Here is a 24,178-nt window from a genome sequence, read left to right as displayed (position 1 = left end):
TGCGCCCGATCAGCCTGCCGAACCCCCGCTGGCGCGGATCAATTGGGAGCGCCTCGGAGAGCGGATGCAAAATCTCCAGAGGTGGATCGGCAGCGCTGAAGCGGAACTCTTGTGCTAGGACAGAAACGCGGCTGTCATCCGAGCCGCATTGCCAGCGTCTGCTCGTAGTAGATCACCTCCGCGAAGCCACGGCCGAGGAAGACCGTCAGTGGGTCGGCGACGAAATCAAGCGCGAAGGGGGATGAAGAACAAATCGGTTTGCCTGATCCGACCGGGCTGCAATGAAGATGCCCCCCTTTGACAGGGTTGCCCTCTTTACAACTTCCGATTGCGTGATAGTAATCCCCTCTAGCCCTACGAGGGGGGCGGCCGTGGCGATCATCGAGAACATTCGTCTGCTCAAGGGCGTAGCCGTGTTGCGCTGATTTACTTCATGAGACCCACCTCACCGACCTGCGGAAATACTGTAAACCCTAGCCGCCATCAGCAATGGAGCGCATGTACCGGCTTAACCCAACAAACCATCTGTGTGTCCGGTTTTGTCGCGCTGCAATCAAGACGCCACGATGAGGAGGTCCGGTTCTATGCCTTTGTCATGCTGGCGGGTGACGGCGACGACTACCGGCGCCTGCCGCTGTCAATGCCGCTAGCATGAATAAAATGGGCTAGATACGGCCGAAAGTCGCCCACACCCCGTCTTCGCCGTCCCAGCTGCCGCGGCTCGCCGCCTTGGAGTACTCCGTGGCGCGCTGCTCGAAGAAATTGGCGTGCTCGACGCCATTGAGAATCTCGACGAGCCACGGCAGCGGATGCGCCTTGAGCTGGGTGAACCCGCCCTCCTTCGCCTCGAAGAAGCCGAAGACCGGGGCAATCCGGAGTTGGGCCAGTCGCCAGTCGGCGACGTAGCGGACGTAGGCGTGGATATGCTCAGGCAGCATGCCCTCGATCTTGCCAAGACCGAAGGCGAGCTCGACGAAGTTCTCCTCCAGCTTCACCATGGTCTTGGCGACGTCGACAATGTCGTCGCGGACGGAGCGCGTCACCGCGCCGGTTTCGCGGTGCCATTCGTGAAATAGCTTGATGATGCCCTCGCAGTGGAGACTCTCGTCGCGCACTGACCAGCTTACGATCTGTCCCATGCCGTTCATCTTGTTGTGGCGTGGGAAGTTCAGCAGCATGGCGAAGCTGGCGAACAAGGCCATGCCTTCGGTGAAGGCGCCGAACATCGCCAGGGTACGGGCGACATCCGCCACGCTGTCGACGCCGAACTCGTGCATGTAGTCCGCCTTGGCGCGCATCTGCGCATAGCCGCGGAATGCCTCGAACTCGGTCTTAGGCATACCGAGCGTCTTGAGCAGCAGGGCATAGGCGTCGATATGAACCGTCTCCTGTTAGTGAAAGCGGCCATCATCATCTGGACGGTGAGTGGCTGGAAGAGCGGAATGTACCGCTTGAAATAATTGTCGCCGACCTCGATGTCCGACTGAGTGAAGAAACGGAAGATCTGGGTGAGCAGCGCGCGCTCGCTGTCGGTGACGCGGTCCGAAGCCCAGTCGTTGAGGTCGGCGCCGAGCGGCACCTCCTCGCCCATCCAGTGGGTCTGCTGCTGGCGCTTCCAGAACTCGTAAGCCCAGGCATAGCGATCGACGTCGTAGCTGCCGGTCGAGTCAAGGAGGCCGACGCGTCCCTTGCCGATCAACGTGCGCGGATCGGCGCGCGACAGATCGATCACTGACATGCGAGGCACTCCTCATAGTCGGTGCGCTGCCGCGCCGGCTGCTGCGTCGGCGTTGCATCCCCGGCAATCTTGCCGGCGAACGCCGCGCGCGAGATCGACTTTGATCGACAGTAGTAGAGGCTCTTCACCCCACGCTTCCACGCCGTCCAGTGCAGCATGTGGAGGTCCCACTTATCGACGTCGGCCGGCAGATAGAGGTTGATCGACTGGCTCTGGCAAATCAACGCGGCGCGGTCGGCGGCAAGCTCGACGATCCAGCGCTGGTCGATCTCGAAGGCGGTGCGAAAGATCGCTTTCTCGTGCTCCGACAGGACGTCGAGATGGGCGACCGATCCGTCGTGCGCGATGATCGACTCCCAGGTCGCCGAGGTGTCGGCGCCTTTCGCGGCCAGCACCTTAGCGAGGTGCGGATTGCGCACCGAGATGGCGCCGGATAGCGTCTTGTGGGTGTAGATGTTGGCCGGGATCGGCTCAGTGCAGGCGCTGGTGCCGCCGCAGATGATGCTGATCGAGGCGGTCGGCGCGATTGCGATCTTGGGGCTGAAGCGCGCCATCACGCCGCGTTCCAGGGCATCCGGGCACGGGCCACGCTCGCGAGCGAGCGCCACGGATGCCGCATCGGCATCGCGACGAAGTTTTCGGAACATGTTCAGATTGAATGACTTGGCCAGGGTACCCTCCATTGGAATGCCCTTGGCCTGGAGAAACGAGTGGAAGCCCATGACGCCGAGGCCAACGGAGCGCTCGCGCAGGGCGGCGTAGCGGGCACGCTTCATTCCGTCCGGCGCCACCGTGATGAAGTGCGTGAGCACGTTGTCTAGGAAGCGCATGACGTCCTCGATGAAGCCGGGCTCCTCATTCCACTGGTCCCAGGTCTCGAGGTTGAGCGACGACAGGCAGCACACCGCGGTGCGCTCCTCGCCGCGATGATCGATGCCGGTCGACACGGTAATCTCGCTGCACAGGTTGGAGGTCGAGACCTTGAGGCCGAGCTCGCGCTGGTGCTTGGGGAGCGCACGGTTCACGGTGTCGATGAACAAGAGATAAGGCTCGCCGGTCTGCAGCCGGTTCTCAAGGATGCGTTGCCACAGCTGGCGGGCATCGATCTCGCGGACAACCTCGTTAGTCTTCGGGCTGCGCAGAGCGAATGCGGTGCCGGCGCCCACGGCACACATGAACTCGTCGGTGACGTTGATGCTGTGATGTAGGTTGAGGCTCTTGCGGTTGAAGTCACCAGACGCCTTGCGGATCTCGAGGAACTCCTCGATCTCGGGATGGTGGATATCGAGATAGACCGCCGCCGAGCCGCGCCGCAACGAGCCCTGGCTGATCGCCAGCGTGAGGCCGTCCATGACGTGGATGAACGGGATGATGCCCGAGGTGACGCCGCCCCTCGCCTTCTCGCCGATTGAGCGAACATTACCCCAGTAGGTGCCGATGCCGCCGCCATTGGAAGCAAGCCAGACGTTCTCGTTCCAGGTGCCGACGATGCCTTCGAGCGAGTCCGACACTGAGTTAAGGAAGCACGAGATCGGAAGGCCGCGCGTCGTGCCGCCGTTGGAGAGCACCGGTGTGGCCGGCATGAACCACAGCCGAGACATCGCATCATATAGACGTTGGGCATGCGCAACATTGTCCGCGAAGGCGCAAGACACTCGGGCGAACATGTCCTGGAGGCCTTCGCCGGCGAGCAGATAGCGGTCGGTCAGCGTCAGCCTACCAAACGAGGTCAGCAGGTCGTCGCGCGACCGATCGAGCGAAAGGTCAGACGGAGTTGGCGATCGCGCGGGGGGCCTCGGCAGGGGAGCCGGCAATGCTGGGGGCTGCACAAGACACAGTTCAGGTGTGGTAGGCTTTGCCTGCGCTGAGGGCTGCCGCACACTCGGCAGCTCAATGAGATGACCATACTGATCGAAATCGTAAGACGCCGACATCGGCAACCCCGTGATATTTGGGGGCTGGGACCGTGCGGACGACTTGCGAGGAGACCCGGCCAATGTCCCCGGCTGCAAGCGACCCACCGGGCACCCCGCCCGAGGACATGGGTTCTGTCGCGGTAGGTTTCCTGGCTCGCGGGTCTTCCCAGCGCTGTCGCGCTAATGCCTCGGAATAGCCGCTGCCGGCACAATGGGTTCCCCTTAACTCCGTGCCACCATATATGCGAATTGAAAACCACGACGACACCACATATAGAAGCCGTTGCCCAGACTCGTCAAGACGGCACAGTCAAGTTAACCAGTTGGAGCAGCCCCGAGGTCGAGGTTCGAAATTCGCCGAGCGCCTGTCCTGAGAGCCTCACTCAAAAAGCATAGATGTCTCAAGGCCTGGCCAATCGGCGAGTTAGGAGCCTCAGATGGGCGACGAGCGGCCAGGCGAGCTCGGTAGCGGCGGAACCTTCGAAGTCTTTGCAGAGATGCCGACATCTGCCGAGCCACGCAAAGGTGCGCTCGACGACCGAGCGCCTGCGATCGGCCAAGATGTGCTCAAGCCTTTGGAAGTGGCGTCGCAAATTCTCCAACAGGGGAACAGCAACCCTGGACATCCTGAATGTTGGCATCGATCGGTTCGCGGTCCGCGAATTGAGTTGGGCCGGATCGGGTTTCGGTAGCCATACGCGTCTCGCCATTCATCGCTTTCTGTGGCCCTTAGATCAAAAATTGTCTGGAGCCCGACCGCAATCGATGCAGCCGCCCGTGGCAATGTCCCACGCTTAGTGGATTTGACCCCGCCAGCTCTCACATCAGACGTGCCAACTTTGCCGAAGAGGCGATTCGTATGCTTTTCGCAGGCCGGGCGAGCCGCCTCACGTGCTCAGTTGTCTGGCCGCGAACATAAGCCGTCCTGACCGAACGCGGTCATGTCAGGTTATTGGCAATCAATCCTAACGGGATGAGCTATGCTTGAGTCTGGGTGACGAGCCGATCCGGCGGCGCGGCCTTGCTGGGTGGGAATGAAGCCGTTCGCAACATTGGCGTGAGCGGCGGCGAAGAACCGTGTTGTATCTCACCAACGACCTTGAAGCCGTGACGTTGGTAAAAGGGAATGTTTTCAGGGTTCGAGCTTTCGAGGTAGGCAACAATGCCGTTCTCATCGCATCGTTGAAGGGCGTATTTCATCAGCAACGTGCCAAGCCCTTTTCCGATCCAGTTCGGATCGACGGCAATGAGCGGCAGATACCAATGTGGCTCGTGGGGACGATGTTCGGCCATTCTCCGCCGCAAGTGTGCCATATCCTCGGTAATCTCCGGGCGCAGGGATAGCGCCATGATTGCATCCAATGCCTCCTCGTCTTGCTGCACGTTGGGAGGCAGCCACAGGGCCGCGCCACGAATCTCTCCCGCGACGTAGGCTGTGCCATGTGCAAATGCTCGGCCCCCACAGGCGTCAATGAACTGAGGCATGCTCCTAAGGTATTGCCTTGGGTCAGGCCAGCTCCAACGCATCAACGGATCCGCGGCAAAGCCGAGCACAATGGTCCAGACAGTGCTTGCACGAATGTTTGCGTTCGCAGATCTGATATCTGATTCTTCTGTCATGATGTCGTTTTCGGGGCTCTGTTTTGGCATTGGCCTTCCAAGGAGGAGCATGGCATCGACACATCTGACGGTGAGCGGAATGGATGCACCGACGGGGACCCGCCGGGTGCATTTGGTTTCCCTTCCGAGATCTCCGCCTGTCTCAGACGGCTGACGTTGACGGCCACTTCGGACGAAGGCTCCTTGGTCGGCAATGCTTGGATCTACATATTCCTGGCGGGCTTCTGCGCTTCCACGCCCTATCTGGAACCCGCCCCGCCCTTCCCAAAGGAAGCTCCGACGTTCTCAAGGTCGACACGGTTCGGGTGCAACCGTCCGCGAAGGGAATGACATGAGGACGCCTCTGAGATTGCAAGTGCGAAGAAGTCAGGGCATGGCGAACATCGGGCGATGGCTGCCTGAACCGGGCTCCGGCACGAGCAAACAGCTTGCCAGGTGTCGCGCGTCGAGGTCCAGACTAGGCAAGGAATCATCACCTCGTCTCGTATTGAGTGGTTCTCGTAAGTTTCTTGGTCAAAACACATGCTAAGTGCGAAACCTCCATTGCCAACGTCGTGTCCGCGGCCACCGGCAGAGAGAGCTTTCGTCTGCGAGAGTCATATGCGTAGTACAGCGGCTTTCCAATTATCGCATGTTGTCTGCGCTCCTTGATGTTCTTGTGTCCAACAGCTCTCGGCGCATCATCGCCGCGATTCGCGATTGTCGGATCAAGGCAACGCGACTGGATACCACGACGCTGCCGCCGTGGACCTACTGGACAACGCAACTTGGGATCGCGCGAGAGCTTTCGTGCCTTGATTGATCGTCAGACGTGTCGATCGCTCGCACAACGGCGTTAGCTCTATCGAGCGAAAACGTTGCTGTCGTGCCCTCGTCGAACTTGACGCCTAGGTCAGTTGTATCCGCCGCGATCCTTGCCATAGTGGGAAAGACAGCAGGCTGACGTAGTTGCGTGAGTAATTCTCGTAAAAGAGGTTTTTGGCCACAAGCGTTGATGGCTTCGTAGGACTTGTTCCAACTCACTCCCTGATCGGAACGGTTTGGAAGATTTCTTGGCGCTGGTATGCTTGCCACACCGGGTCCGAGATCCACGTGGTGAGTCATGCTGTTTCATTCTGTCTTGGAAAACTGTAGTCGCCGGGGCAGCATATCAGGAGGCATTGTAGCGAAGACCTCCCCAGAATGGTAGGGCTATCGCATATGGGCAAGAGCGCTGAGAAGGAAGTCATTATTCCATCTGGCTTCGAGCATTTTGTGGCTGGTGCGCACGGGGCCTGGTGTCGCCTGCAGTGTATTGATGGCCAGCTTGCGGATAGCTGCGAGGTTTTCGGCGGCATGGCCCTTGCGACTGCGGCATGCGTCCTCGTCGAACAGAACGTCGAGAACCCAGTGCAAGTTATTCTCGATACCCCAATGGGCACGCACGACCTCAAGCAGTTTCTTGGCAGGGAGCGGACGCGATGCCAGAAAGTATCGTACCGTGTGCTTGGCGGCTTTGCCGGTATTGGCCCGCCAACTGTCGATGCGGCCAACGGCAGCGATGGCTGGGAAGCCGTATTGCTTCGCCAATTGCGGTGCCGAGGTAACGATGGCCTGCCGACGCTCGGTGCGGCCGTGGGCGGTTGTCCTCCGCTGGCTCGCCCGCGCGGGCTTCCGGGCGGTGTCGACGAGCGCCTTCGCCGCCTTGAACAGCCGGCCGCGATTGCTCTTGATCGCCAACACGTAGTGGACCTTGCACTTGCGGATAGCCCGCTCGGTGTCGGGTCGGCAATGCAAGGCATCGGCGGTGACAACAGCGCCGTCCAGATCGAGCAGAGCCAGGACTTTGAGAACGCCGGCAACCTCGTTGCGGTTGGGAGCCTTTCCCTGAGCCAGCGCCATGCGCGTGCCGGCCGCCCAGACGTTGACCATATGAAGCGGCGTGGCTCGCCGGCCACGAGTGAAGGCTCCTCGCAAGGCCTTCCCGTCAATACTGACCACGCCCTTGATGCCGAAGCCCTTGCTGAACTTACGCAAAACGGCTTCCAGCCCCTTCGGGTCCAGCGCGCGGAAAACGGTGCTGAACGTATCGTGGCTGGGAATGCCGTGTCTAAGCTCCAGGAACCCTCGCAACAGCTCCTCTCGACCCCTGCCGAAGAACTCGAACTCGGTACAGTTCTTGGCGCCAGCCAGCGTCGCCGCCAAAGCGATGATAAGAATCTCAACCAGATCGTGCCGTGTGTTGTCGGCGCGAGGATCCTTGAGCGGTCGAAGCAGGCGCCTGAGTTTGCGCATTCCAGTCTCCCTCGGCAATCGAGAGAGACCCAAAGAATCCAGTTCCGACCGCTTTGCAACACGCCGATAGCGTCATATGCGATTCCCCTACCCAGAATGGGTAGAGATCTATCCGCCCTTGATGCTGAGTTGGCCCGGGTTCAACCTTGAGCATAGTCTGTCGAACGCCATCCGGAACTGCCCCCTTTTCGTCATGAAGAACTGCCCCTTCGGCAACGCTGCGGTTCGACGTGATCAGCATGGCGCCGGTTTCGTAACGGCGACTGACCAGCCGGAAGAACAGATGCGCAGCGTCGGGTTCAGGGGCCGGTAGTCGAGTTCGTCGACGATTAGTAGCTTTGGCTTCGACAGCGCGAGCAGTTTCTCGTCCAGATGCTGCTCGCCGTGCGCCTTGGCGAGGCCCGCGACCAGCGTCGTTGCCGTGGTGAACTGCACCGTGTACCCGTCCAGGATCGCCTCTCGCCCGAGAGCAATCGACGGGTGCGTCTTGCCGACGCCTGGCGGACCAGCGTCATAATGCCGGGTGTCTGGGATCTGAGGTGGAGATCCTTTACGCGTTCCATCCGCGATGCGGAGCGTCAGTCGTCATTGTCTCCTGCAAGCGGCTTGGGGGTGAGACGCATTTTGTTATCAGACAACCTGATGCCACCTTAACGCTGCTGCCGGCATGGATGGCGGTTCCCGCCGCCGCTTCCTTCCATCTCAAAGCTGATCCGCAGCTTCCGGTGGATCGTCTACTGGAGCGCGTCTTCTTGTCGAGGCGCTCTTAGCCTCCTCTTCCAGGGAATCGTCCCATTCGCGAGGAGGCCGTCATGGCGGACGCATCACGTCGTCAGGGGGATCTGTTCGAGAGCCCTCCGACATACAGCAGCATTCCAATCGAAGCCCAACAGCAAATGCTGGCGCTGTTAAAGGAGCTTCTGACCGAAGCGCTCACCGACAGCGCAGTCGAGGCACACGACGTGAACCGGGAGGACGGCGGTGAGCAATATCACACCTGAGCACCTTGCTCGCCAGGCCGTCGTCTACGTTCGCCAGTCGACGGCAGACCAGGTCATCAACAACCGCGAGAGCGAGCGCCGCTAGTACGGCTTGGCCGAGCTTGCCCGGCAGCTGGGCTAGAGCGAGGTGGCCGTAATCGACGACGAACTCGGTCGCTCTGGTGGCGGCACCGCGCGTCCCGGATTCGAGAAGCTGCTCGCCGCCATTTGCGAAGGGCAAGTTGGCGCTGTGGTCTCGATTGAGGCCTCTCGGCTGGCCCGCAACGGTAGGGATTGGCACACGCTCCTGGAGTTCTGCGGGCTCGTTGGAACACTGATCGTCGGTGAGGATGGCGTCGACGATCCTCGCTATCCCAACGATCGCCTTCTGCTCGGCATGAAGGGCACGATGAGCGAGATGGAGCTATCTATCTTTGGGCAACGCTCGCTTGAAGCCTTGAAGCAGAAGGCACGCAGGGGTGAGCTCTTCCTCAACGTCGCCATCGGCTATCTCAAGGTCTCCAACGATCGGATCGACAAGGACCCTGATCGGCGCATTCAGGAGGCGCTCGCACTCGTGTTCACCAAGTTTGCCGAGATGCAGACACTGCGCCAGATCCACCTCTGCTTACGGCAGGAGCGAATCACTTTGCCCGGGGGTCGGCCATGGCCCCGAGGGCCGCCACGTCGAATGGAAGTTACCAGTGTACAATACGATCTACCACATCCTGACCAATCCCGCCTATGCTGGCGCCTATGTCTTCGGGCGCTCGGGCAGTCGAGTGACGATCGAGGCCGGCCGCAAGAGGATCGTGCGGGGCTTCCGGCGCGAGCGCAACGACTGGGAGGTTTTGATCAAGGACCACCATGAGGGCTACATTACGTGGGCGGAGTTCGAGAAGAATCAGGGCCTGATCACCGACAACGCCAACGGAAAAAGCTTCATGAGTCGAGGCTCGGTTCGCAGCGGCGAAGGCCTGCTCGCGGGTTCTTCGTTGCGGCCACTGCGGCAGCAAACTTCACGTTACCTACAGCGGTACGCACAGTACTGTCGGGCGGTATCATTGCCGCGGTAGCCAGATCAACCATGGTGGAGACCCGTGCATCTCATTAGGCGGTCTGCGCGCGGATCGCGCGATCAGCACGGGGGTCATCGCGCGGCTGCAGCCGCTGGGTATACGGGCGGCGCTGGCGGCCATGGAAGCGCGCGGCCGTGAACACGCCGACAAGCTGCGTCAGCTCGAGTTGGCTCTGGAGCAGGCACGCTACGAGGCAACTCGCGCTCGTCGGCGATACGAGGCTGTCGAGCCGGACAATCGCCTTGTTGCCGGCGAGCTGGAGCGGCGCTGGAACGAACGCCTGGTCGCTGTCCGCGAGCTTGAGGGCGAGCGCGACACGTTGTTGGCTACGCCGGAGATGACGTTGAGCGACATCGATCGCGATCGGTTACTTGCGCCTGGTTCCGAACTCAAGAGAGCTTGGGAAAGTCCGGGTGCAACAGCTGCGACGCGCAACAGGATCATCCGAAGCTTGATCAATGAGATCGTTGTGCGCATCCGCGACGAGGTGCTGGACTTGATTGTCCACTGGCATGGCGGCGATCACACGGCATTGCAGGTGAGGAGGAACCGCACCGGCGAGCACCGCGGCGGATGTGGTCGATCTCGTTCGTGTCCTCGCGCGTCAGATGCCCGACAGCACCATCGCCGCGGTTCTCAACCGCGCCAGTAGGTCGACAGGGCGTGGCAACAGTTGGGCCCGCGTCCGCGTTCGCAGTCTGCGCAACCAACACGCCATCGCGGCCTACCGAGAGGACGAGCGCGCCCAGCTGCGTTGAAAGTCAGTCCTTCGACGGCTCGCCGTCTGATCGAAGAACAGAGCTTGCCTGCGCAGCAGCTGTGCAAAGGCGCACCGTGGATGGTCAAAGCGGTTGATCTGGAACATCCCCAAGTCAAGGGCGCGGCGGTTCCGGCGGCCATCGTCTGGCGATCCGGGTCAAAAAGATTTCAACTCCAAGGGGGTAGCGAGATGGGCAGCATGAACCTGACTCGAGCGCGCCGAGCAGCAGCACGTTCTCGCCGTTGGCGATCCAACGTGACGCGGCCAGGTCGCGGATCTGCTTCGGTCGATCGACGGCTGCGCCTATGATTCTTGCGCCACGACCTCGCGCTCGCACAGTAGGATCAGCGTCTCACGCGCCGACAGGTTCACGCGCGCCGTCTCGTCGGGCAGGTGGTCGAGCTGGTCGCGGATGGGAGAGCTGCGAGCGCGCCAGCATGGCCCCCAGCCAATCGATTGGTGCTTCGGTGACCTTCTTTGTACGCACCATCAGAAGCTCCCTCCGATCGTAGCTTCGTATTCGGCAAGAGGACGTAACAACGAGGCAGTGGTGAAGGCGCCGGCACTGTCGGTGTCGCGCTTGCTGGTTGGCAGACCGCGCCATCGCGACAGGCAACCCCGTCGAGGTGGGCGAACTCGACGATCCGCGGCCGGCGATCCTCCGATTGCTTGTGACTGCAACCTCGCGCATGCCATGGCGGATGCGCACCTCGCCAGCCGCGACCGTCACGGTGTACCTCGTCACACGCAAAGCGAGTGATCGGCGCCACGCCCGTCGTGCCGTGGATACGTACGTTCGCCACCCCGCCCTCCCACTCGGCGAGATGCGTCTCGAATGCCTCGCAGCTCGCGAAGGAATGCCCCGCGATCACGTTCTTCTTCACGTAGCGGACGCCATTCTCCGTCTTGCCCTTTGTGCGCGCCCGATACGGTGCGCAGGCGCGAGGACGGAAGCCCCAATGCTTCGCGAACGTGATGAGCTTGTCGTTAAACTGAACCGACCGGCTCATCTGCCGTGGCGCACCACGAGCGCGCGTAGATTGTCCTTCAGCACTTCCTCCGGCACGCCATCGAAGGTCGTGAATGGCTCTCGAGCCCAGCGAACCAGTGCTCTTGCTTTTCGGCGCGGGTCGCCACGAACACAAATGCTTTGACCTTCGCCCCGCCGATATCGACCAGACGCTCGCCGAAGTCGATCTGTAGCTGCCGCCCCGGGGGCGTCTCGAACCGGGTCGTCGCCAGCGCTTCGGCCTTCAGTGCCTGGCGGTAGGGTTGCACGGCGCGTCGCAGCGTTCGCCGGCTGACCGCCAAGCCGTTTTCGGCCAACAGGTCGTGACGGACCGCATCCGCATTGCCGCAATGTCGAATGAACCTCTCGCGCAGCCAGCCTTCAAGGCCATGACCCGCTTCGCCCGCTCAGGCGACTTGAACGGCTACACCCACCCGCGCCACGTAGTCCTTCACCGTCTGCAGCCCAGCTGGCGCGCAATCCGCTTTAGACCTCACCCACACACCCTCAGATGCAACATCTCCGCCACGTCATCTGGCGTATTCATCACCTGCCCCCGTGGATTACTCCACGACAAGCCTTTGATTCGTTCCTCGTTCATTCGCTCTCTCCTCGGCTATCCAAGGAGGGGGCAATTCCTCGTGACGTCGAGGGCCGCATTGCCTCGCTAAAAATGTTACCGGACAACTTCCCTGTCGTGTCTGGGGCGGAGCTGCCGAATCAGATCGGTGGCGGCTATGGCAGGGAAGATCAGCATGCGCGCAAAGCGCGAGATCACATCAGCGCTGGCCGAGCGTTATCGGGCAAGCGGGCGGCTCGAGAAGGGACGGATCCTAGACGAGCTGTGCGCCGTTGCGGGATGGCATCGCAAGCACGCGATCCGAGCGCTGTCAGCGGACGGGGCATCGGGGTCGGCCGTGCCGCGGCGGCGGGGCCGGACCTACGGAGCTTCCATTCGTATGGCACTGATTGTGCTATGGGACTCGTCTGACCGGCTCTGCAGTAAGCGGCTCGTCGCGATGATCCCGTTCTTGCTTCCGGCTCTTGAACGGCACGGCAGATTGAAGCTTTCTGCTGATGAGCGGTCTAAGGTTTTGAGGGTGAGCGCGGCGACGATCGATCGCCTGCTGAGCGACGTAAGGATCGCAGCAGCCGGAGGACGCCGACGGCGGGCGGGCTTTTCCAGTGCCGTACGGCGGCAAGTCCCGGTGCGTACATTCAATGACTGGGGATCACCTCCGCTGGGGTACTGCGAAGCGGATCTGGTTGCGCACGGCGGCATGTCCGTATCCGGGGCCTTCATTCAGACGCTAACAACGGTGGATGTCGCAACGGGGTGGACCGAATGCTTTCCGCTTGTTGTGCGTGAAGCAGCGCTTGTGGTCGAGGCCCTCGAGCGCGCCCAGAACCTATTTCCCTGGCCCGTTTGCGGGCTCGATTTTGACAACGACAGCGCCTTCATGAACGACACGGTCGTCTCGTGGTGCCGTTCTCACGATGTCGAAGTCACTCGTTCCAGGGCCTACAAGAAGAACGATCAAGCGTTCGTTGAACAGAAGAATGGAGCTATCGTTCGACGTCTGGTGGGCTACGGGCGCTTTGAAGGCATTGATGCCGCTCGCTCATTAGCTCGCCTGTTTGCCGCGGCACGGCTGCACATCAATTTCTTCCAGCCCTCGTTTAAGCTGAAGGAGAAGCACCGCGAAGGTGCCAAGGTGATCAAGCGTTATCTTCCTCCCGCTACACCGTACGAAAGAGCATTGGTCCACCCGCATCTCAACGAGGCATTCAAACGTCGGCTGCGTGAGATTTACCGCACGCTTGATCCGGTGGCATTGCTGGCACAGATGAGGGACGCTCAAAATGAGCTGGGCAAGCGTGTTGATCAGCGGGCCGGAAAGCCAGCCATGACCGTCGCGCCGGTGCAAAGCGACTTGACCGCCTTTGCCCGAGAGCTCGGCGACGGTTGAAAGCAGGGTGAGCAGCGCGGCATTCATCGGCGCCGCTATGTGCGGCGCAAACCTGCGCCACGTCGGCCATCGATGCTCGACCCATACATTCCCATGATCGAGGAATGGCTCGCCGCGGCTCCGCACTTGTCCGCCGTCGATCTCCTCTCCCGGCTGGCAGCGCATGCGCCGGGTCAGTTCAGTGGCCATCAGCGGCGTACGGTGCAGCGGTTGGTGAAGAATTGGCGATCAAAGGTCGCTCGACAGCTCATCAGCAGCACCGAAACCATACTATCGTTCCAAGCTTCCCTCGCTGTCTAAATCCCACGTGTTGCTTTGCCGAATCACCGCAAGCCGCTCTCTCGCTACGGCGCTCTGGAGGGCGCGCTTCGCGAGCGGCTTGCTCGGACCCGCGGGGTCCAATTCGCGCGACAGCTGGGGGCGCTCGGTAACATTGTCATCTGAGGCAATATGAGGGGGCAGTTTTCCATGGCGCGCGCGACAGCGAGCCGACTTTGTCTTATCAGTCTGGCTCTGGCCTTTGGCAGAGCCAGAAAGCCAAACAAGCTCGGCCGAAGCTGTCTCGATGGGAGAACTCCAGCCATCTTGGGACGTCAAACACCACGCACCATGTTCGATGCGGAGCGCGTTTTCGTGCGATCGCCGTCGCTACTGTCGATCAGGTTGGCAGCAGCCATGTGCACTCCACGACAACATACTCCGGAATGCTGTCCAGCGAGGACTTGCCGACGGCCCGAATTTGACGCGTTTGAATGCCAACGGGCGATCGAAGCGCTTACCCCTTCTGGGAGTAAAGAGTCGGAATTCGGTGGAGGAACTCGCCCGGACCTGAACAGCGAAAATCAATGGGGCCGCGAGACGATGCAGTCCCGCGGCCTCGCCACCGGAATTTAGTGAAAAGACAGTTTAAGTATAAAATCCCTCAGCCGGTGTTCTTTCAGTAGAACACCGTGTTCCCGTGTTCCCGTGTTCCAACACTTGCCAATCCGGGCGGCTACGGGGAAACGCGTGCAACCGCAGACCAATGCGGCCGCGAGATCGATGAAAGAAGCCGGTAAAATTGACGGTTCGCCTGTCCTATTCGCCTGTCATAACGGGTGCCAAGCGTCGAAAGAGTGTATCAGCGAGCAGAAGCAGCGTTCGATGCTATGCGCTGTTTGTAGTCGTCGGCGTCGCGCGTAATGGTGATCCTGCAGGTGCCGTTTGAGCGCATCATTGCTGTTGCGCTGATTGCGCGATGTTCGTGCATAACTGCCGGTTGCCGAGGCCCGCTTCAGCGTACGGCTTCCGTTCGCTTAAACCATTTCCTCGGTAAGCCAATGTAGTAGCCGCGCATGCGAAGCTCTGCCTCTCATCTATTGATGTGTTTCGCAAGCGGAACACACCACCGACACGATTGATTATTGCCTCACGCATCTCACGCGCATCGCGTGACGGAGACTTCGCGACGAACGACCTAGTGCTGACGCCAGAGGCCGCCACGCCAGCGGCCGGATCGGTACTCGCGGCTCGTTGCTGGGAAGTCCGGCCTTCAGACGGGCGTGTCGTAGGTGATGGGATAACGCTCTGGAAACGGCCCTCCTGCGTAGTCAATCTCCGCGGCGGGACGGACGCCCCGGATTTGCAGGATGCGGCGAACGATTTCCGGAACTTGGATGCGGCTGATCTGGTCGCCGAGGCAGGTGTGCATCCCGTAGCCCAGATGCATGTAGACCGACTCCGGCCGGTCGATCGCGAAGTTGGACGGCGCCGGCAGTTGCAAGCCATCGCGCATCGCCGACCGGGTCGAGATCAGCACCGTGCTGCCGGCCTTGATTGTCGTCGCGCGCAGCGAGCCCTTGGCTATCCGGTAATCGGTCCGGCAGTGGCGCACCACGAACGGATTGATCGGGTTGAAGCGCAGCGCTTCCCAGCAATAGCGATACATCAGATGGTCGTTGTTGCTGCTGGCGACGTCGATGGCCTCCTTCAGGATCCTCGGGCGCTTGAACAACTCGTCGAGCAGCTGCACGATGGCCGCCGATGTGGTCTCAATCCCGCCGACCAGTGTGCCCATCATATTGGTAATAATGCGTTCGTCGGCGAAGCCGATCGAATCGTCAAAATGGCTATTCAGCAGGCGGCTGAACACGTCCTCGAGCGGCGCCCCATTTTTCAGCTGCTCGCGCCGCTGCGGGAGCAGTTGTGTCAGATAGGCGCGCATCTCCTGCCCAGCGTCAATGTTGTCCTGGTGCACCTTCGGATCTTTGTCCAGGTTGTGAAACATGTCATATTGCGTCGCGCGCGACCAGCGGAACATCGAGGCCAGATCGGGGCCGGGAAAGCCGAAATATTCTCGGGTCAGCTGAATGGGCACCAGGCGCGACAACGTGCTGACCACGTCGATCTGGTTCTGGGTATAGATCTGCTTTTCGACAGACGCATTGGCGAGGCTGCGCACCTTCTGGCGAATTGCCGGCAGATCCTCCATGCGCATGAAGGCGCGCATGATACCCTTGTCGCGCTGGTTTATTTCGGTGCAGTCGCGGCCGAGCATGAAGGGGCCGACCGAAGGGTCCATCATCGGCGCATAGGTGACGTTGAAGATGTCGGGGCGGCTCAGCGCTTCCTGCACGTCGGGGAAGCGGGTGATGAACACCGGCCCCGCGGCGCCCAACGCCAGGTTGGGCCTGACGCGCCGGATGAATGCGAACAATGCATCCGGATGTTTGGCGATCATCCATTTCAGGAACTTCGCCGCCGGCCCCTGTTTCTGTTCCGCCATTGCTGCCGCACCCTAACTCAAGAAAAGCTTCGCCTGGTCGGTCGATCCGGGCTTTCGTCCACCTTTCCCCCTGCGGGAGCGAGATGGTCTTCGCTACTGCTCCAGTTGGAGCTGACCCAATCAATTTCAGATCGACTTGAGGAACTCGATGATTGCGTTGCGCTCCTCCGGAGACAGCGCAGGGCCAATGACGCCCTCATGCTTCTCGTTCGAGAATTCGTGGCCGGTATTGCGATTGGCGGGCCTCGACGTATCGATGATGAAGTAGCCCTTGCTGTCGTAGGTCCTGCCTTCAGGAGCGACCGTCCGTGTCACGATACCGACGCGGACAGGATCGAAGCTGGGCTCGCCGAGCAGGAAGACTTGTGGGCGCTCCGCAACCGGGCTGAGCAGATCGTAGATCGTCGGCACCGAGCCATTGTGCAGGAACGGGGCAGTCGCCCATACGCCGTTCAGCGGACGCGCCTTATAGCCGAAACCTGCCGCGAGACAGTTCGGCCGATCGCCTTCGATCTCCGCTTGGACCGTCCCGGTCGACCGAAGCCATTCGTCGATGCCGGATTGGACCACGGCGCCGAGCGCAAGCGCGTAGAGTTGCATCGCATGGTCCGAGAGGTGGATCGTATCCAGCGTGTTGTCAGCCTTCCGTTGGCAGACATCGATGTCGAGGCCGAGTCCTGGGCTGCTCTGGCCCGCCCTGGCCAGTTCGCTGCCGGCGGTGTCCACGGTGCGATTGCGCAGCACGTCGCCCTGGGCCGGATCGGTGCCGATATGGCTTTGCTTGATGATCTTGACGTTGAGTACGGATTCCCTCGTCTGCTTCTCCTGCCCATCGCGACCGCGCCAGCGGATAGGGCCGAAGTTCTTCCAGAACTCCGCGTCCGGGGCCTTGCCGTGCACGATGTCCGGCGTCAGCGCTGGAAGATGGCAGCCGCTGCAATGTTTGTCGTAGAGTTGGGCTCCCACGGCGGCCTTGGCTTTGTCGATCGCAGGAAAGCTGTCGGGCCAGGCTGGCGCATTCAGTCCGGTGAAGGCTTTCGCCACCAGCGGCTGGTCCTTTCCAGCGAGCTGTTGTTCGATCCAGTGCAGATTATCGAAGGGGATGCTGCTGGCAAAACGTCCCCCCTTGGGCGGGGCGGTGAGGTTGAGCTCCGCCGAAACCCCCATCGCCTCGCCGGCATTGCGCACCAATGGCTGCATAATCGAGCCGTCGTACTGCACCCAATCGAACCATGACGATGTCCAGATGTGCGGGTAGCTGACAGGGGCGTTGAGGTTGACGTAGTTGCCGTAGCGCTTGGGGTCGAGTGCGAACACCTGGTTGCCGATGCGATTGAGCGCATCGAGGCGGGTAAACCCTTCCGTGACGTCGATCCCAGCGGGCTGATCGATCAGAGCACCAAGTATTCCATCGAGCTCCTTGGACAGTTGGACGCGTGTAAGATCGCTGTACTCGGTTCCTAAAACGCGCTTCGCGAACCGCCCGAAGCGACCGTCGAAGAAGGGTAGCTTTGCCGACAAAGCGGTCTGTGCGAGCGCAGCGCGGAGCGCATTTGTCAATTGACCGAGATCGGTCACGGCGGGGCCGCCTTCAATGACATAGCGCTTCTCTTTGAAGATCAGTTGGCCGGTATGGCACGCGGCACAGGTCAATCCAACGGCAGTCTCCTTACGCGAAAGCCCGCGGATCGACTGAAACGGCGAATATGCAAAGCCGATCGGCAAACCGTACTCATTGTTCTCGCTTTCGGCAGACTCTATGAATCCAAACCGCAGTAAATAGCGGTTGTCAGAAAACCGTTCTCGTTTGAAAAAGGGGATAGCGAAAGGCGAGTTCAGCGGCGCTTCCAGGGCGAGAAACCATGACAGCGGGATCGGTAAGGTCTGCGTGCCCTGGGCTTTATGATGGAATCGATCGGCGTCTTCGGCGTTCCAGCCCTGATCGAGCGAAACCTGCTCGCTCGCGGAAACCGGTTCAGGGAGACCAGGCGGCGTCAGAGCTTCGATTGTCGCGCCAAGCTGGGAGCTGGTCATGACTGCGATCAAAGCAATGATCACGATGATCGCCAGAAGAACAAGAAAGCGTCGCCACCAAAGGCGCCGAATTGCGCTGGCAACTGTCGACATGGCTCCCCCGTGTCAGCGAACGGCCTCCAGCAGAGAGCCGTGCAAACAGTAATACTACAACTACATGATCTTGTAGGCTTACCCCCGCTGTTGACGTCCTTGAGACGCGATCACTATTCTTTCTGACGTCACAATCGGTGGTCTGTGGAATGGGCGAACTTGACCGCATAACAAGAACATCTAGAGCGTTCGGACGAGCTCTTGTTCGAGCCGCCATCCCATCCTCGCGATCGAATTTGCAGTGACGTTGGGTCCGCTGTGGGAGATCGGGGGCTGTAATCCGCGGGAACGCGAGCGAACGGAATCGGCCGGGCGCCTGAGGGCAATAGGCTCGCACTCGGAGATCAGGCCTCCGTAGGGCGCAATGACCATGAGCATACATCCGGCCACGCCGATCACGATGATGCAGACGGCGAATTCGAGCCAAGCAACGCGGCTACCATTTAACGGCTTCGTTTTGCAAGCACGATGACGGCGTGGCTGACCTGAATTAGCAGCATCGGCGTCAGGCTGTAGCCCGCGACAATGCTCCACATCGTGAGCGTCGGTGGCAGACGTGGAAGACCTCTGTCATCGGCGGCCAGTAGAGAGGGACTGCGAGCAGAGGGCCGTACAGGCCGAGCGCAGCCAGACCCATGGATTGCGCGTGAACTCGTTGACAACGGTACCGGAGCGGCTGCTGCGCATGGCGACGACGCGCCAGAGTTGTGCGAATGCGACGGCGAGGAATGTGGTGGTGACTATGGCCTCGCCCGTCCAGCCGGGCCGAAACCGCCAGTGTCCCCGCAGTTCTCACGCTTACGAAGGAAGGCCTCATATCCCTCCGGGTCAACCTCCTTCAGGCGGTTCAGCGCGCGCTTAGCTTCCAGATCGGCGGACTTGCTATGACGCTGTTTGATCTTTTACTTTTGCTTCCATCTCTGCGAGCTGTCCCGTTGCTGTTGGTACACTCTCGGGTATTGTCTCGAGCTTCGCGCTTGGTCGCGTCTCTTCGAGGCCTTCGACGCACCGATTGGGATGACGAGATGCTGCGGCTCGAATTGAACGACCTTCTCGAAGGTGGGTTTGAGCCCCGCTCGGCGATCTGCACGAGGCCGTCCAGGCGCTGCTCGACCATCCGCGGCGGCGGCGGCGGCTCCGGCGGCCTGCTGCCCGCAGGGCTGATCCAAGCGACCAAGTTTGCATCGTCGCTGTTGAAATGGTTGAAGTCGAGTCGACGTCAGCATCGTCACCTCCGGAGACGTCGGCTTCGCGGCAACGGAAGCTCTGGCAGTATTCCGAGAACGGCACGATCCCCGGCACCGACGACACCTAGCAAGGGATCGACTGCATGGCCCATACTTCCGCGCAAACGCTCGGGTACCCACGCTAGTAGCCGTGTGCGAGCAGTAACGCCGTCGTGGTCTAGCTGCTGTTGTTAGTTGGTAAACTCACCGCCGTTTGTCGTGCTGGTGATTGCAACGCCGTTAACGCATGTTGTCAACAGCAGCGAACGTAAGCGGATCAACTTTCCGGACACGATGCAACCGCAGGCATAAATACACGTTCGTCTGCCTATTTTATAAGGCAGGCCGATCGTCGCAGCCAAAAACCTTTCCGAACATCGAATAGCGGCGAACAAGCGTAAACATCGACACGCACTGCTTTTGGCGACAATCAAAACGACCATCGACTCGTGCTCGTGACGATGACGAACGATGGTCAATCAAGCCACATCGGCATGGGATTCTGAGGACGTGTCGCTTCTGCAATGCATGTGGAGCGCGGGCCACTCGGTGTCTGCGAGGGGTGGCGATGCGTATCTCGCAACGCCATCATCGGCAAGGTCAAGCGCATGAGAGCTCGCCGAGGCCAAGCAACGCAACAGGGACAAACGACGGCAAAGTCAGCAGCAGTCGCTATCGACTTTGATCCGGCGCTCGTGCAGGAGATGATCTGCTCGAGCCTGGCCCGGAACAGATCACCTTCCTCCGTCGCCTTCGGCTTCTTCGGTCGCATCGGCTCCTCCCGATACGAGCGCCGAATCATGCCGTGCGATTCGAGGGAATCTCAAACTGCAAATTGCAGGTTCCGAGCTACCGCACTGTCAAAGCCTGCAACCACAAAGTCGACGCAGCCGGAAAAAAAGCGACTCCAGATCAGCCCCTTACCCGTTCTTCACGGACGACTAAGGAGGCACGGATGAATCGATCCATGAGTCAAAAACCAGGCGCACGCTTTACCGAGAAGCAGGGCCATTATCTGGCGTTCATCTATACCTATTCGCACATGTTCGGACGGCCACCCGCCGAATCCTGCATCCCCAGAAGCATCGAAATCCTCGTGCCGCCAGAAAACTTGCCGATCCTAAGCTGGCCGGTATCAAACCATCAAAATCACTGTGACGAGCCACTAGCTAGTTTCGCCCTCACCTCGTGGCAAGAGGTTAATCGGATGCGTGTGGCGAGAATAACATCAAGCCGAAAGAACACCGAATTCCAGAGTACGCCTAAAGGTTGCCTGGAAGATCGGCGCGAACGTTTGATCCGCGCCTTGGCGAGTCCGAGCCGTCACGGCGCAGGACAGCGCTTCTCTATCCGAGCGAACGGTCGCCCGCAGCGTCCGCGCCTTAATCAACTCAGGTGATATTTATTCAGTAGTTCGCCAAGCTCAGTCGCTTCAATCTTTTTTAGAATGAGCTCGCGCAGGAACGCAGGTCCCGGGACCTCAATTTCATTGCCGTCGCGCAGTCTAGCCATTGCTGCAAGCAGCTTGCGAATATCATAGGTCGAGTTGAATACCTCGGGCACTCCACGTTCAATCTTGAGGAGGATATACACGGCTTCCATCGCGGTCCGAACGGAGTATTCCGTCGTGAAGATACAATCCCGTTCACCCGACTCCGCGAACTGGCCGATGAAGGCGAAATTGACCGCATCTTTCGGCACAACATCTGGCCGATCGCCCGCCTGCCGCGGCATGAAGAAGGAAGTGACGTAGGGCATCATCACCGGGACCGTCTTGGCGGCCCCAGCGGCGAGTTCCGGTATACTCGCAACCGGTACACCGAGGTGATAAAGCCATTCTTGCGTGATTTCCTCGCCCGTACAATCTTGCATCGGTTTCCTCACGTATTCGCCGGCTTTATCGACGAATAGCGAATAGACCCAGACGACGACTTGATCGCTGGGCTGGCGCTTGAAATGCGGCTGGCGATTTGTGGTCCAACTGAGCAACCAGCTCGAATCTTTCACCGTAACGATGCCTCCTGTGACAACCTTGCCGCTGAACGGATCGCGTTTGGCGATCTTGCGGATGTATGCTGGAATGCGTTTGTCCAGGGTCGTGAACGTCGCCGATTCCCATTTGCTTGCAGGAATATTGCCGCAAAAGACATTTGGGCGTCCAAAGGCCGCATCTTTGGCCGCAATACGCCGCCACAGATCCCAGGCGGGCGCCGGTCCTTCGTTGAGCCTGGCGGCCGTGTGATGGTCCCCCATGTCCGAGTTTTCGGTCAGCGACCCGATCGTCATGAAAACAAGATCGTCGGCGCCAATAATGAGACTGCCCTCAATGCCATTCTCCTGCCAGCGAATGGCTGTGGCTTGCTTGCGTCCACGCTTTATGTCGAAATCGATATCGGTGACTACGACCCCGTAGCGAAAATTGACGCCTTGCGCCAACAGCCATTTGGATAACGGCAGAACAAGCGATTCATATTGATTGTATTTGGTAAACTTCAGCGTACTGAAATCCGGCAGGCCGCCGATATGGTGGATGAATCGATGCAGATAAAGTTTCATCTCGAGGGCCGAATGCCATTCTTCAAAGGCGAACATGGTCCGCCAATAGAGCCAGAAATTGCTGTTGAAGAAATCTCTCCCGAACACTTCGTCGATGCGCTTGGTCTCCATCTGCTTACGGGTGGCAAGAAAAAGGGCAATCAGCTCTTTCTGGGCCTGTTCGCTCAGTGTGAAGAGGCCATCGGTATGGGCATCCTGCCCCTGTTTCACCGTCGCCCGCCGTAGTGTGTAGTTCGGATCATCCTTGTTCAGCCAGTAAAACTCATCGAGCACGCTGGCGCCTTCAAGTTCGAGCGATGGGATCGAACGAAACAGATCCCAGAGACACTCGAAATGATCCTCCATCTCTCTGCCACCTCGAATCACGAATCCGCTTTTCGGATCCTGACAACCGTCCAACGCGCCCCCCCGGAACCGTCTGTCGTTCGAGGATGGTAATACGGTCGCCACGCATCTGCCCGTCGCGGATCAAGAAGGCCGCGCCGGAGAGCGCAGCCAACCCCGAACCAACGAACCAAGCTGTCTTGCTGTCCGCGCCGGCGGGTTTGCGGGGCCGAGCAAAAGCTTCGTAATTTCCACTGGTGTAATACATCGCGACATTCCATCTCGTTTGATGTGACAATCCGTCCGCTGATAGTCAGAAGATGTTTTCGACCGCCTGACACTTCTGCGGGACGCCGATCGTCAGACCGCCATCGACGACGATTTCGGAGCCGGTAAGATAAGAGGACTCGTCGCTAAGCAGGAACAAGACTGCCTGTGACACTTCCTGCGGCTCGGCTGGCCGCCCGAGCGGAATTGGAAAACCGGAAAGATCGATGTTCTCTGTCATCCGAGTGTTGATGAAGCCCGGATGGATAGAGTTTATGCGAACGCCGGACGCGGCGGCCTCCAAGGCAGCGGACTTCGTTATGCCCCGCACGCCGAACTTGGAAGCAACATAGGCGTGAAGCCCAGCACTACCCCTCAGCCCCTCAACCGACGAGATGTTGACGATCGAGCCTCCGCCCGCGCGGCGCATGGCAGGTAGGGCAGTCTGCATTCCCAAGAATACACCGGTGAGATTGACAGCCAGGGTCTTCTCCCACTGCTCGAGCGGGAACCGCTCGATGGGAGCCATACTCGCGATGCCTGCATTGTTGACGAGGCCGTGCAGCGCGCCGAACTTGCCCTCCGCAGCTGCGATCGCCTGGGACCATTCCCCTGGCTGGGCGACGTCTTGACGCACATAGATCGCGGATGGGCCAAGTTCGGCCGCGAAAGTCGGTCCTTCATTGTCAAGAGTATCGGTGATCACGACTTTCGCGCCCTCGGCTACCAGCAGGCGCGCATGAGCGGCCCCCATTCCTCGAGCCCCGCCGGTTACCAAAATGACTTTTTCGCTCACACGTCCCATAACTCTTGGTTCCCTCGATCAGTGGCGGTGCAGGGTTTTTCAGCATCAAAAAGGATGACGGGCATGTTGATCAAAATGGTTGAGAACGAGCATTGAAAGTCGGGCAAGCCAAGAGTTGCGGTCTGCACCACGCCCCGGACTCTTGCCGATCTGCCCTCTGCTACGCATCATCTTTGATGCCCAAAGCCTGTGCGCAGTACCCGTGTAAATTGGCGCTAAAGCACTTCAATAACGATTTCACGTCGCGAACATGCTTCCGCCGCTCAGGCGTTAGCCATCCTTTGGATTGTTGCATTGGCTTTGCCGAACTACCCCACCTTCTAGACGCCGACAATTTGCGACCGAATTTCCTCCGGTTTCGGAGATAGGATCGGTACCCGCGAGCGGAGCGATACCGGTGCCGAACGGTGCTGAGCTCCTTGTGGATCGAAAAGTGGGGCGCAGAACGCATGAGGTTCTCCTAAGTCTTGCGAATTGGAGTATCCATTCCGTGCAATCGCCGCGCCGAGACTCTGATGGGAAGTCAGCCTCACGTGACTCTTGCACAGGCGCTGGAGGTCTTCCGACTCACCACCGAGACGGCGATGTCAGGGCCTGCGTTTTCGACCATGCGAGCGATAATGTTGCGCTGATCTGGTTTAATCGAGACACAATGGCGATAGCCATGCTGTTGCGAAAACTCGTGAGAGAGCCTCATCGACTTTCTGTCCGGATACTTGATTATGTCGGGCTTTCGACATCGCGTCGTCAATCGGACAAGCGA

At 59.9% G+C, this 24,178-nt stretch carries 13 protein-coding genes, 5 pseudogenes and 1 riboswitch; of the genes and pseudogenes, 6 read left to right on the top strand and 12 right to left on the bottom strand.

Annotated features, from left to right (window positions below; genetic code table 11):
- Positions 1-665 precede the first annotated feature (665 nt).
- The 7 genes and pseudogenes from I6F36_RS31845 to I6F36_RS31820 form a co-directional block, all read right to left on the bottom strand.
- Positions 666-1,340 (bottom strand): ribonucleotide-diphosphate reductase subunit beta, encoded by a 675-nt coding sequence (locus I6F36_RS31845; protein WP_276573742.1) that lies wholly within the window; start codon positions 1,338-1,340, stop codon positions 666-668.
- A 116-nt stretch (positions 1,341-1,456) separates the two neighbouring features.
- A pseudogene (locus I6F36_RS39755) lies at positions 1,457-1,591 on the bottom strand (ribonucleotide-diphosphate reductase subunit beta); the annotation flags it as partial.
- Between the two features lie 137 nt (positions 1,592-1,728).
- Positions 1,729-3,672, bottom strand: a complete 1,944-nt coding sequence (locus tag I6F36_RS31840) for a ribonucleoside-diphosphate reductase subunit alpha (RefSeq protein WP_225172863.1) — start codon at positions 3,670-3,672, stop codon at positions 1,729-1,731.
- A gap of 103 nt (positions 3,673-3,775) precedes the next feature.
- Positions 3,776-3,930: riboswitch (cobalamin riboswitch) on the bottom strand.
- 125 nt (positions 3,931-4,055) lie between these two features.
- A pseudogene (locus I6F36_RS31835) lies at positions 4,056-4,202 on the bottom strand (IS5/IS1182 family transposase); the annotation flags it as partial.
- A 430-nt stretch (positions 4,203-4,632) separates the two neighbouring features.
- Complete coding sequence (locus I6F36_RS31830) at positions 4,633-5,274, bottom strand: N-acetyltransferase (RefSeq protein WP_225145054.1); 642 nt, start codon at positions 5,272-5,274, stop codon at positions 4,633-4,635.
- Between the two features lie 1,191 nt (positions 5,275-6,465).
- A complete protein-coding gene (locus I6F36_RS31825) occupies positions 6,466-7,548 on the bottom strand; it encodes an ISAs1 family transposase (RefSeq protein ID WP_225145045.1) in 1,083 nt (360 codons plus the stop codon).
- 208 nt (positions 7,549-7,756) lie between these two features.
- Positions 7,757-8,055, bottom strand: a pseudogene (locus I6F36_RS31820) (ATP-binding protein); the annotation flags it as partial.
- A gap of 305 nt (positions 8,056-8,360) precedes the next feature.
- On the opposite strand from I6F36_RS31820, the gene I6F36_RS31815 reads away from it, so the two are divergent.
- The 4 genes and pseudogenes from I6F36_RS31815 (at position 8,361) to I6F36_RS31800 (ending at position 10,259) form a co-directional block, all read left to right on the top strand.
- Complete coding sequence (locus tag I6F36_RS31815; protein WP_225145044.1) at positions 8,361-8,549, top strand: hypothetical protein; 189 nt, start codon at positions 8,361-8,363, stop codon at positions 8,547-8,549.
- Between the two features lie 127 nt (positions 8,550-8,676).
- A pseudogene (locus I6F36_RS39590) lies at positions 8,677-8,952 on the top strand (recombinase family protein); the annotation flags it as partial.
- A 280-nt stretch (positions 8,953-9,232) separates the two neighbouring features.
- Positions 9,233-9,604: a recombinase family protein gene (locus I6F36_RS31805; RefSeq protein ID WP_225130553.1), complete on the top strand. Its 372-nt coding sequence runs from the start codon at positions 9,233-9,235 to the stop codon at positions 9,602-9,604.
- Between the two features lie 121 nt (positions 9,605-9,725).
- Positions 9,726-10,259 carry a transposase gene (locus I6F36_RS31800; RefSeq protein WP_225145043.1) on the top strand — a complete coding sequence of 178 codons (534 nt, stop codon included), beginning with the start codon at positions 9,726-9,728 and terminating at the stop codon, positions 10,257-10,259.
- A 1,155-nt stretch (positions 10,260-11,414) separates the two neighbouring features.
- On the opposite strand, the gene I6F36_RS31795 is transcribed toward I6F36_RS31800, so the two are convergent.
- Positions 11,415-11,693 carry a hypothetical protein gene (locus I6F36_RS31795; RefSeq protein ID WP_225129189.1) on the bottom strand — a complete coding sequence of 93 codons (279 nt, stop codon included), beginning with the start codon at positions 11,691-11,693 and terminating at the stop codon, positions 11,415-11,417.
- Between the two features lie 420 nt (positions 11,694-12,113).
- Between I6F36_RS31795 and I6F36_RS31790 the strand changes: the two genes are divergently transcribed.
- The gene (locus I6F36_RS31790) at positions 12,114-13,346 is read left to right on the top strand and encodes a transposase family protein (protein WP_225172862.1); all 1,233 of its coding nucleotides are present in this window, start codon (positions 12,114-12,116) and stop codon (positions 13,344-13,346) included.
- A 1,531-nt stretch (positions 13,347-14,877) separates the two neighbouring features.
- Here the strand turns inward: I6F36_RS31790 and I6F36_RS31785 are convergent.
- Positions 14,878-16,110 (bottom strand): cytochrome P450, encoded by a 1,233-nt coding sequence (locus I6F36_RS31785; protein ID WP_225129187.1) that lies wholly within the window; start codon positions 16,108-16,110, stop codon positions 14,878-14,880.
- Between the two features lie 126 nt (positions 16,111-16,236).
- Positions 16,237-18,237, bottom strand: coding sequence for a cytochrome c (locus I6F36_RS31780; protein ID WP_225145041.1), 2,001 nt, complete (start codon positions 18,235-18,237; stop codon positions 16,237-16,239).
- A gap of 2,181 nt (positions 18,238-20,418) precedes the next feature.
- On the opposite strand from I6F36_RS31780, the gene I6F36_RS31775 reads away from it, so the two are divergent.
- Positions 20,419-20,862, top strand: coding sequence for a hypothetical protein (locus tag I6F36_RS31775; RefSeq protein ID WP_225145040.1), 444 nt, complete (start codon positions 20,419-20,421; stop codon positions 20,860-20,862).
- Here I6F36_RS31775 and I6F36_RS31770 read toward each other — a convergent pair.
- Positions 20,850-22,611: pseudogene (locus I6F36_RS31770) on the bottom strand (oleate hydratase). The gene I6F36_RS31775 and the pseudogene I6F36_RS31770 overlap by 13 nt on opposite strands.
- A gap of 45 nt (positions 22,612-22,656) precedes the next feature.
- The gene (locus I6F36_RS31765; RefSeq protein ID WP_225145039.1) at positions 22,657-23,415 is read right to left on the bottom strand and encodes a glucose 1-dehydrogenase; all 759 of its coding nucleotides are present in this window, start codon (positions 23,413-23,415) and stop codon (positions 22,657-22,659) included.
- Positions 23,416-24,178 lie beyond the last annotated feature (763 nt).

Source organism: Bradyrhizobium sp. BRP19 (assembly GCF_020194195.1).
GTDB classification, from domain to species: domain Bacteria; phylum Pseudomonadota; class Alphaproteobacteria; order Rhizobiales; family Xanthobacteraceae; genus Bradyrhizobium; species Bradyrhizobium yuanmingense.
Note: the sequence above shows the minus strand (reverse complement) of the source record. Positions and strands in the feature narration are given on the sequence as shown.

Coding starts and splice junctions, on each gene's coding strand:
- I6F36_RS31845 (WP_276573742.1), bottom strand. CDS start 1,340: ATGCCTAAGACCGAGTTCGAGGCATTCCGCGGCTATGCGCAGATGCGC.
- I6F36_RS31840 (WP_225172863.1), bottom strand. CDS start 3,672: ATGTCGGCGTCTTACGATTTCGATCAGTATGGTCATCTCATTGAGCTG.
- I6F36_RS31830 (WP_225145054.1), bottom strand. CDS start 5,274: ATGACAGAAGAATCAGATATCAGATCTGCGAACGCAAACATTCGTGCA.
- I6F36_RS31825 (WP_225145045.1), bottom strand. CDS start 7,548: ATGCGCAAACTCAGGCGCCTGCTTCGACCGCTCAAGGATCCTCGCGCC.
- I6F36_RS31815 (WP_225145044.1), top strand. CDS start 8,361: ATGGCGGACGCATCACGTCGTCAGGGGGATCTGTTCGAGAGCCCTCCG.
- I6F36_RS31800 (WP_225145043.1), top strand. CDS start 9,726: ATGGAAGCGCGCGGCCGTGAACACGCCGACAAGCTGCGTCAGCTCGAG.
- I6F36_RS31790 (WP_225172862.1), top strand. CDS start 12,114: ATGGCAGGGAAGATCAGCATGCGCGCAAAGCGCGAGATCACATCAGCG.
- I6F36_RS31785 (WP_225129187.1), bottom strand. CDS start 16,110: ATGGCGGAACAGAAACAGGGGCCGGCGGCGAAGTTCCTGAAATGGATG.
- I6F36_RS31780 (WP_225145041.1), bottom strand. CDS start 18,237: ATGTCGACAGTTGCCAGCGCAATTCGGCGCCTTTGGTGGCGACGCTTT.
- I6F36_RS31775 (WP_225145040.1), top strand. CDS start 20,419: ATGAATCGATCCATGAGTCAAAAACCAGGCGCACGCTTTACCGAGAAG.
- I6F36_RS31765 (WP_225145039.1), bottom strand. CDS start 23,415: ATGGGACGTGTGAGCGAAAAAGTCATTTTGGTAACCGGCGGGGCTCGA.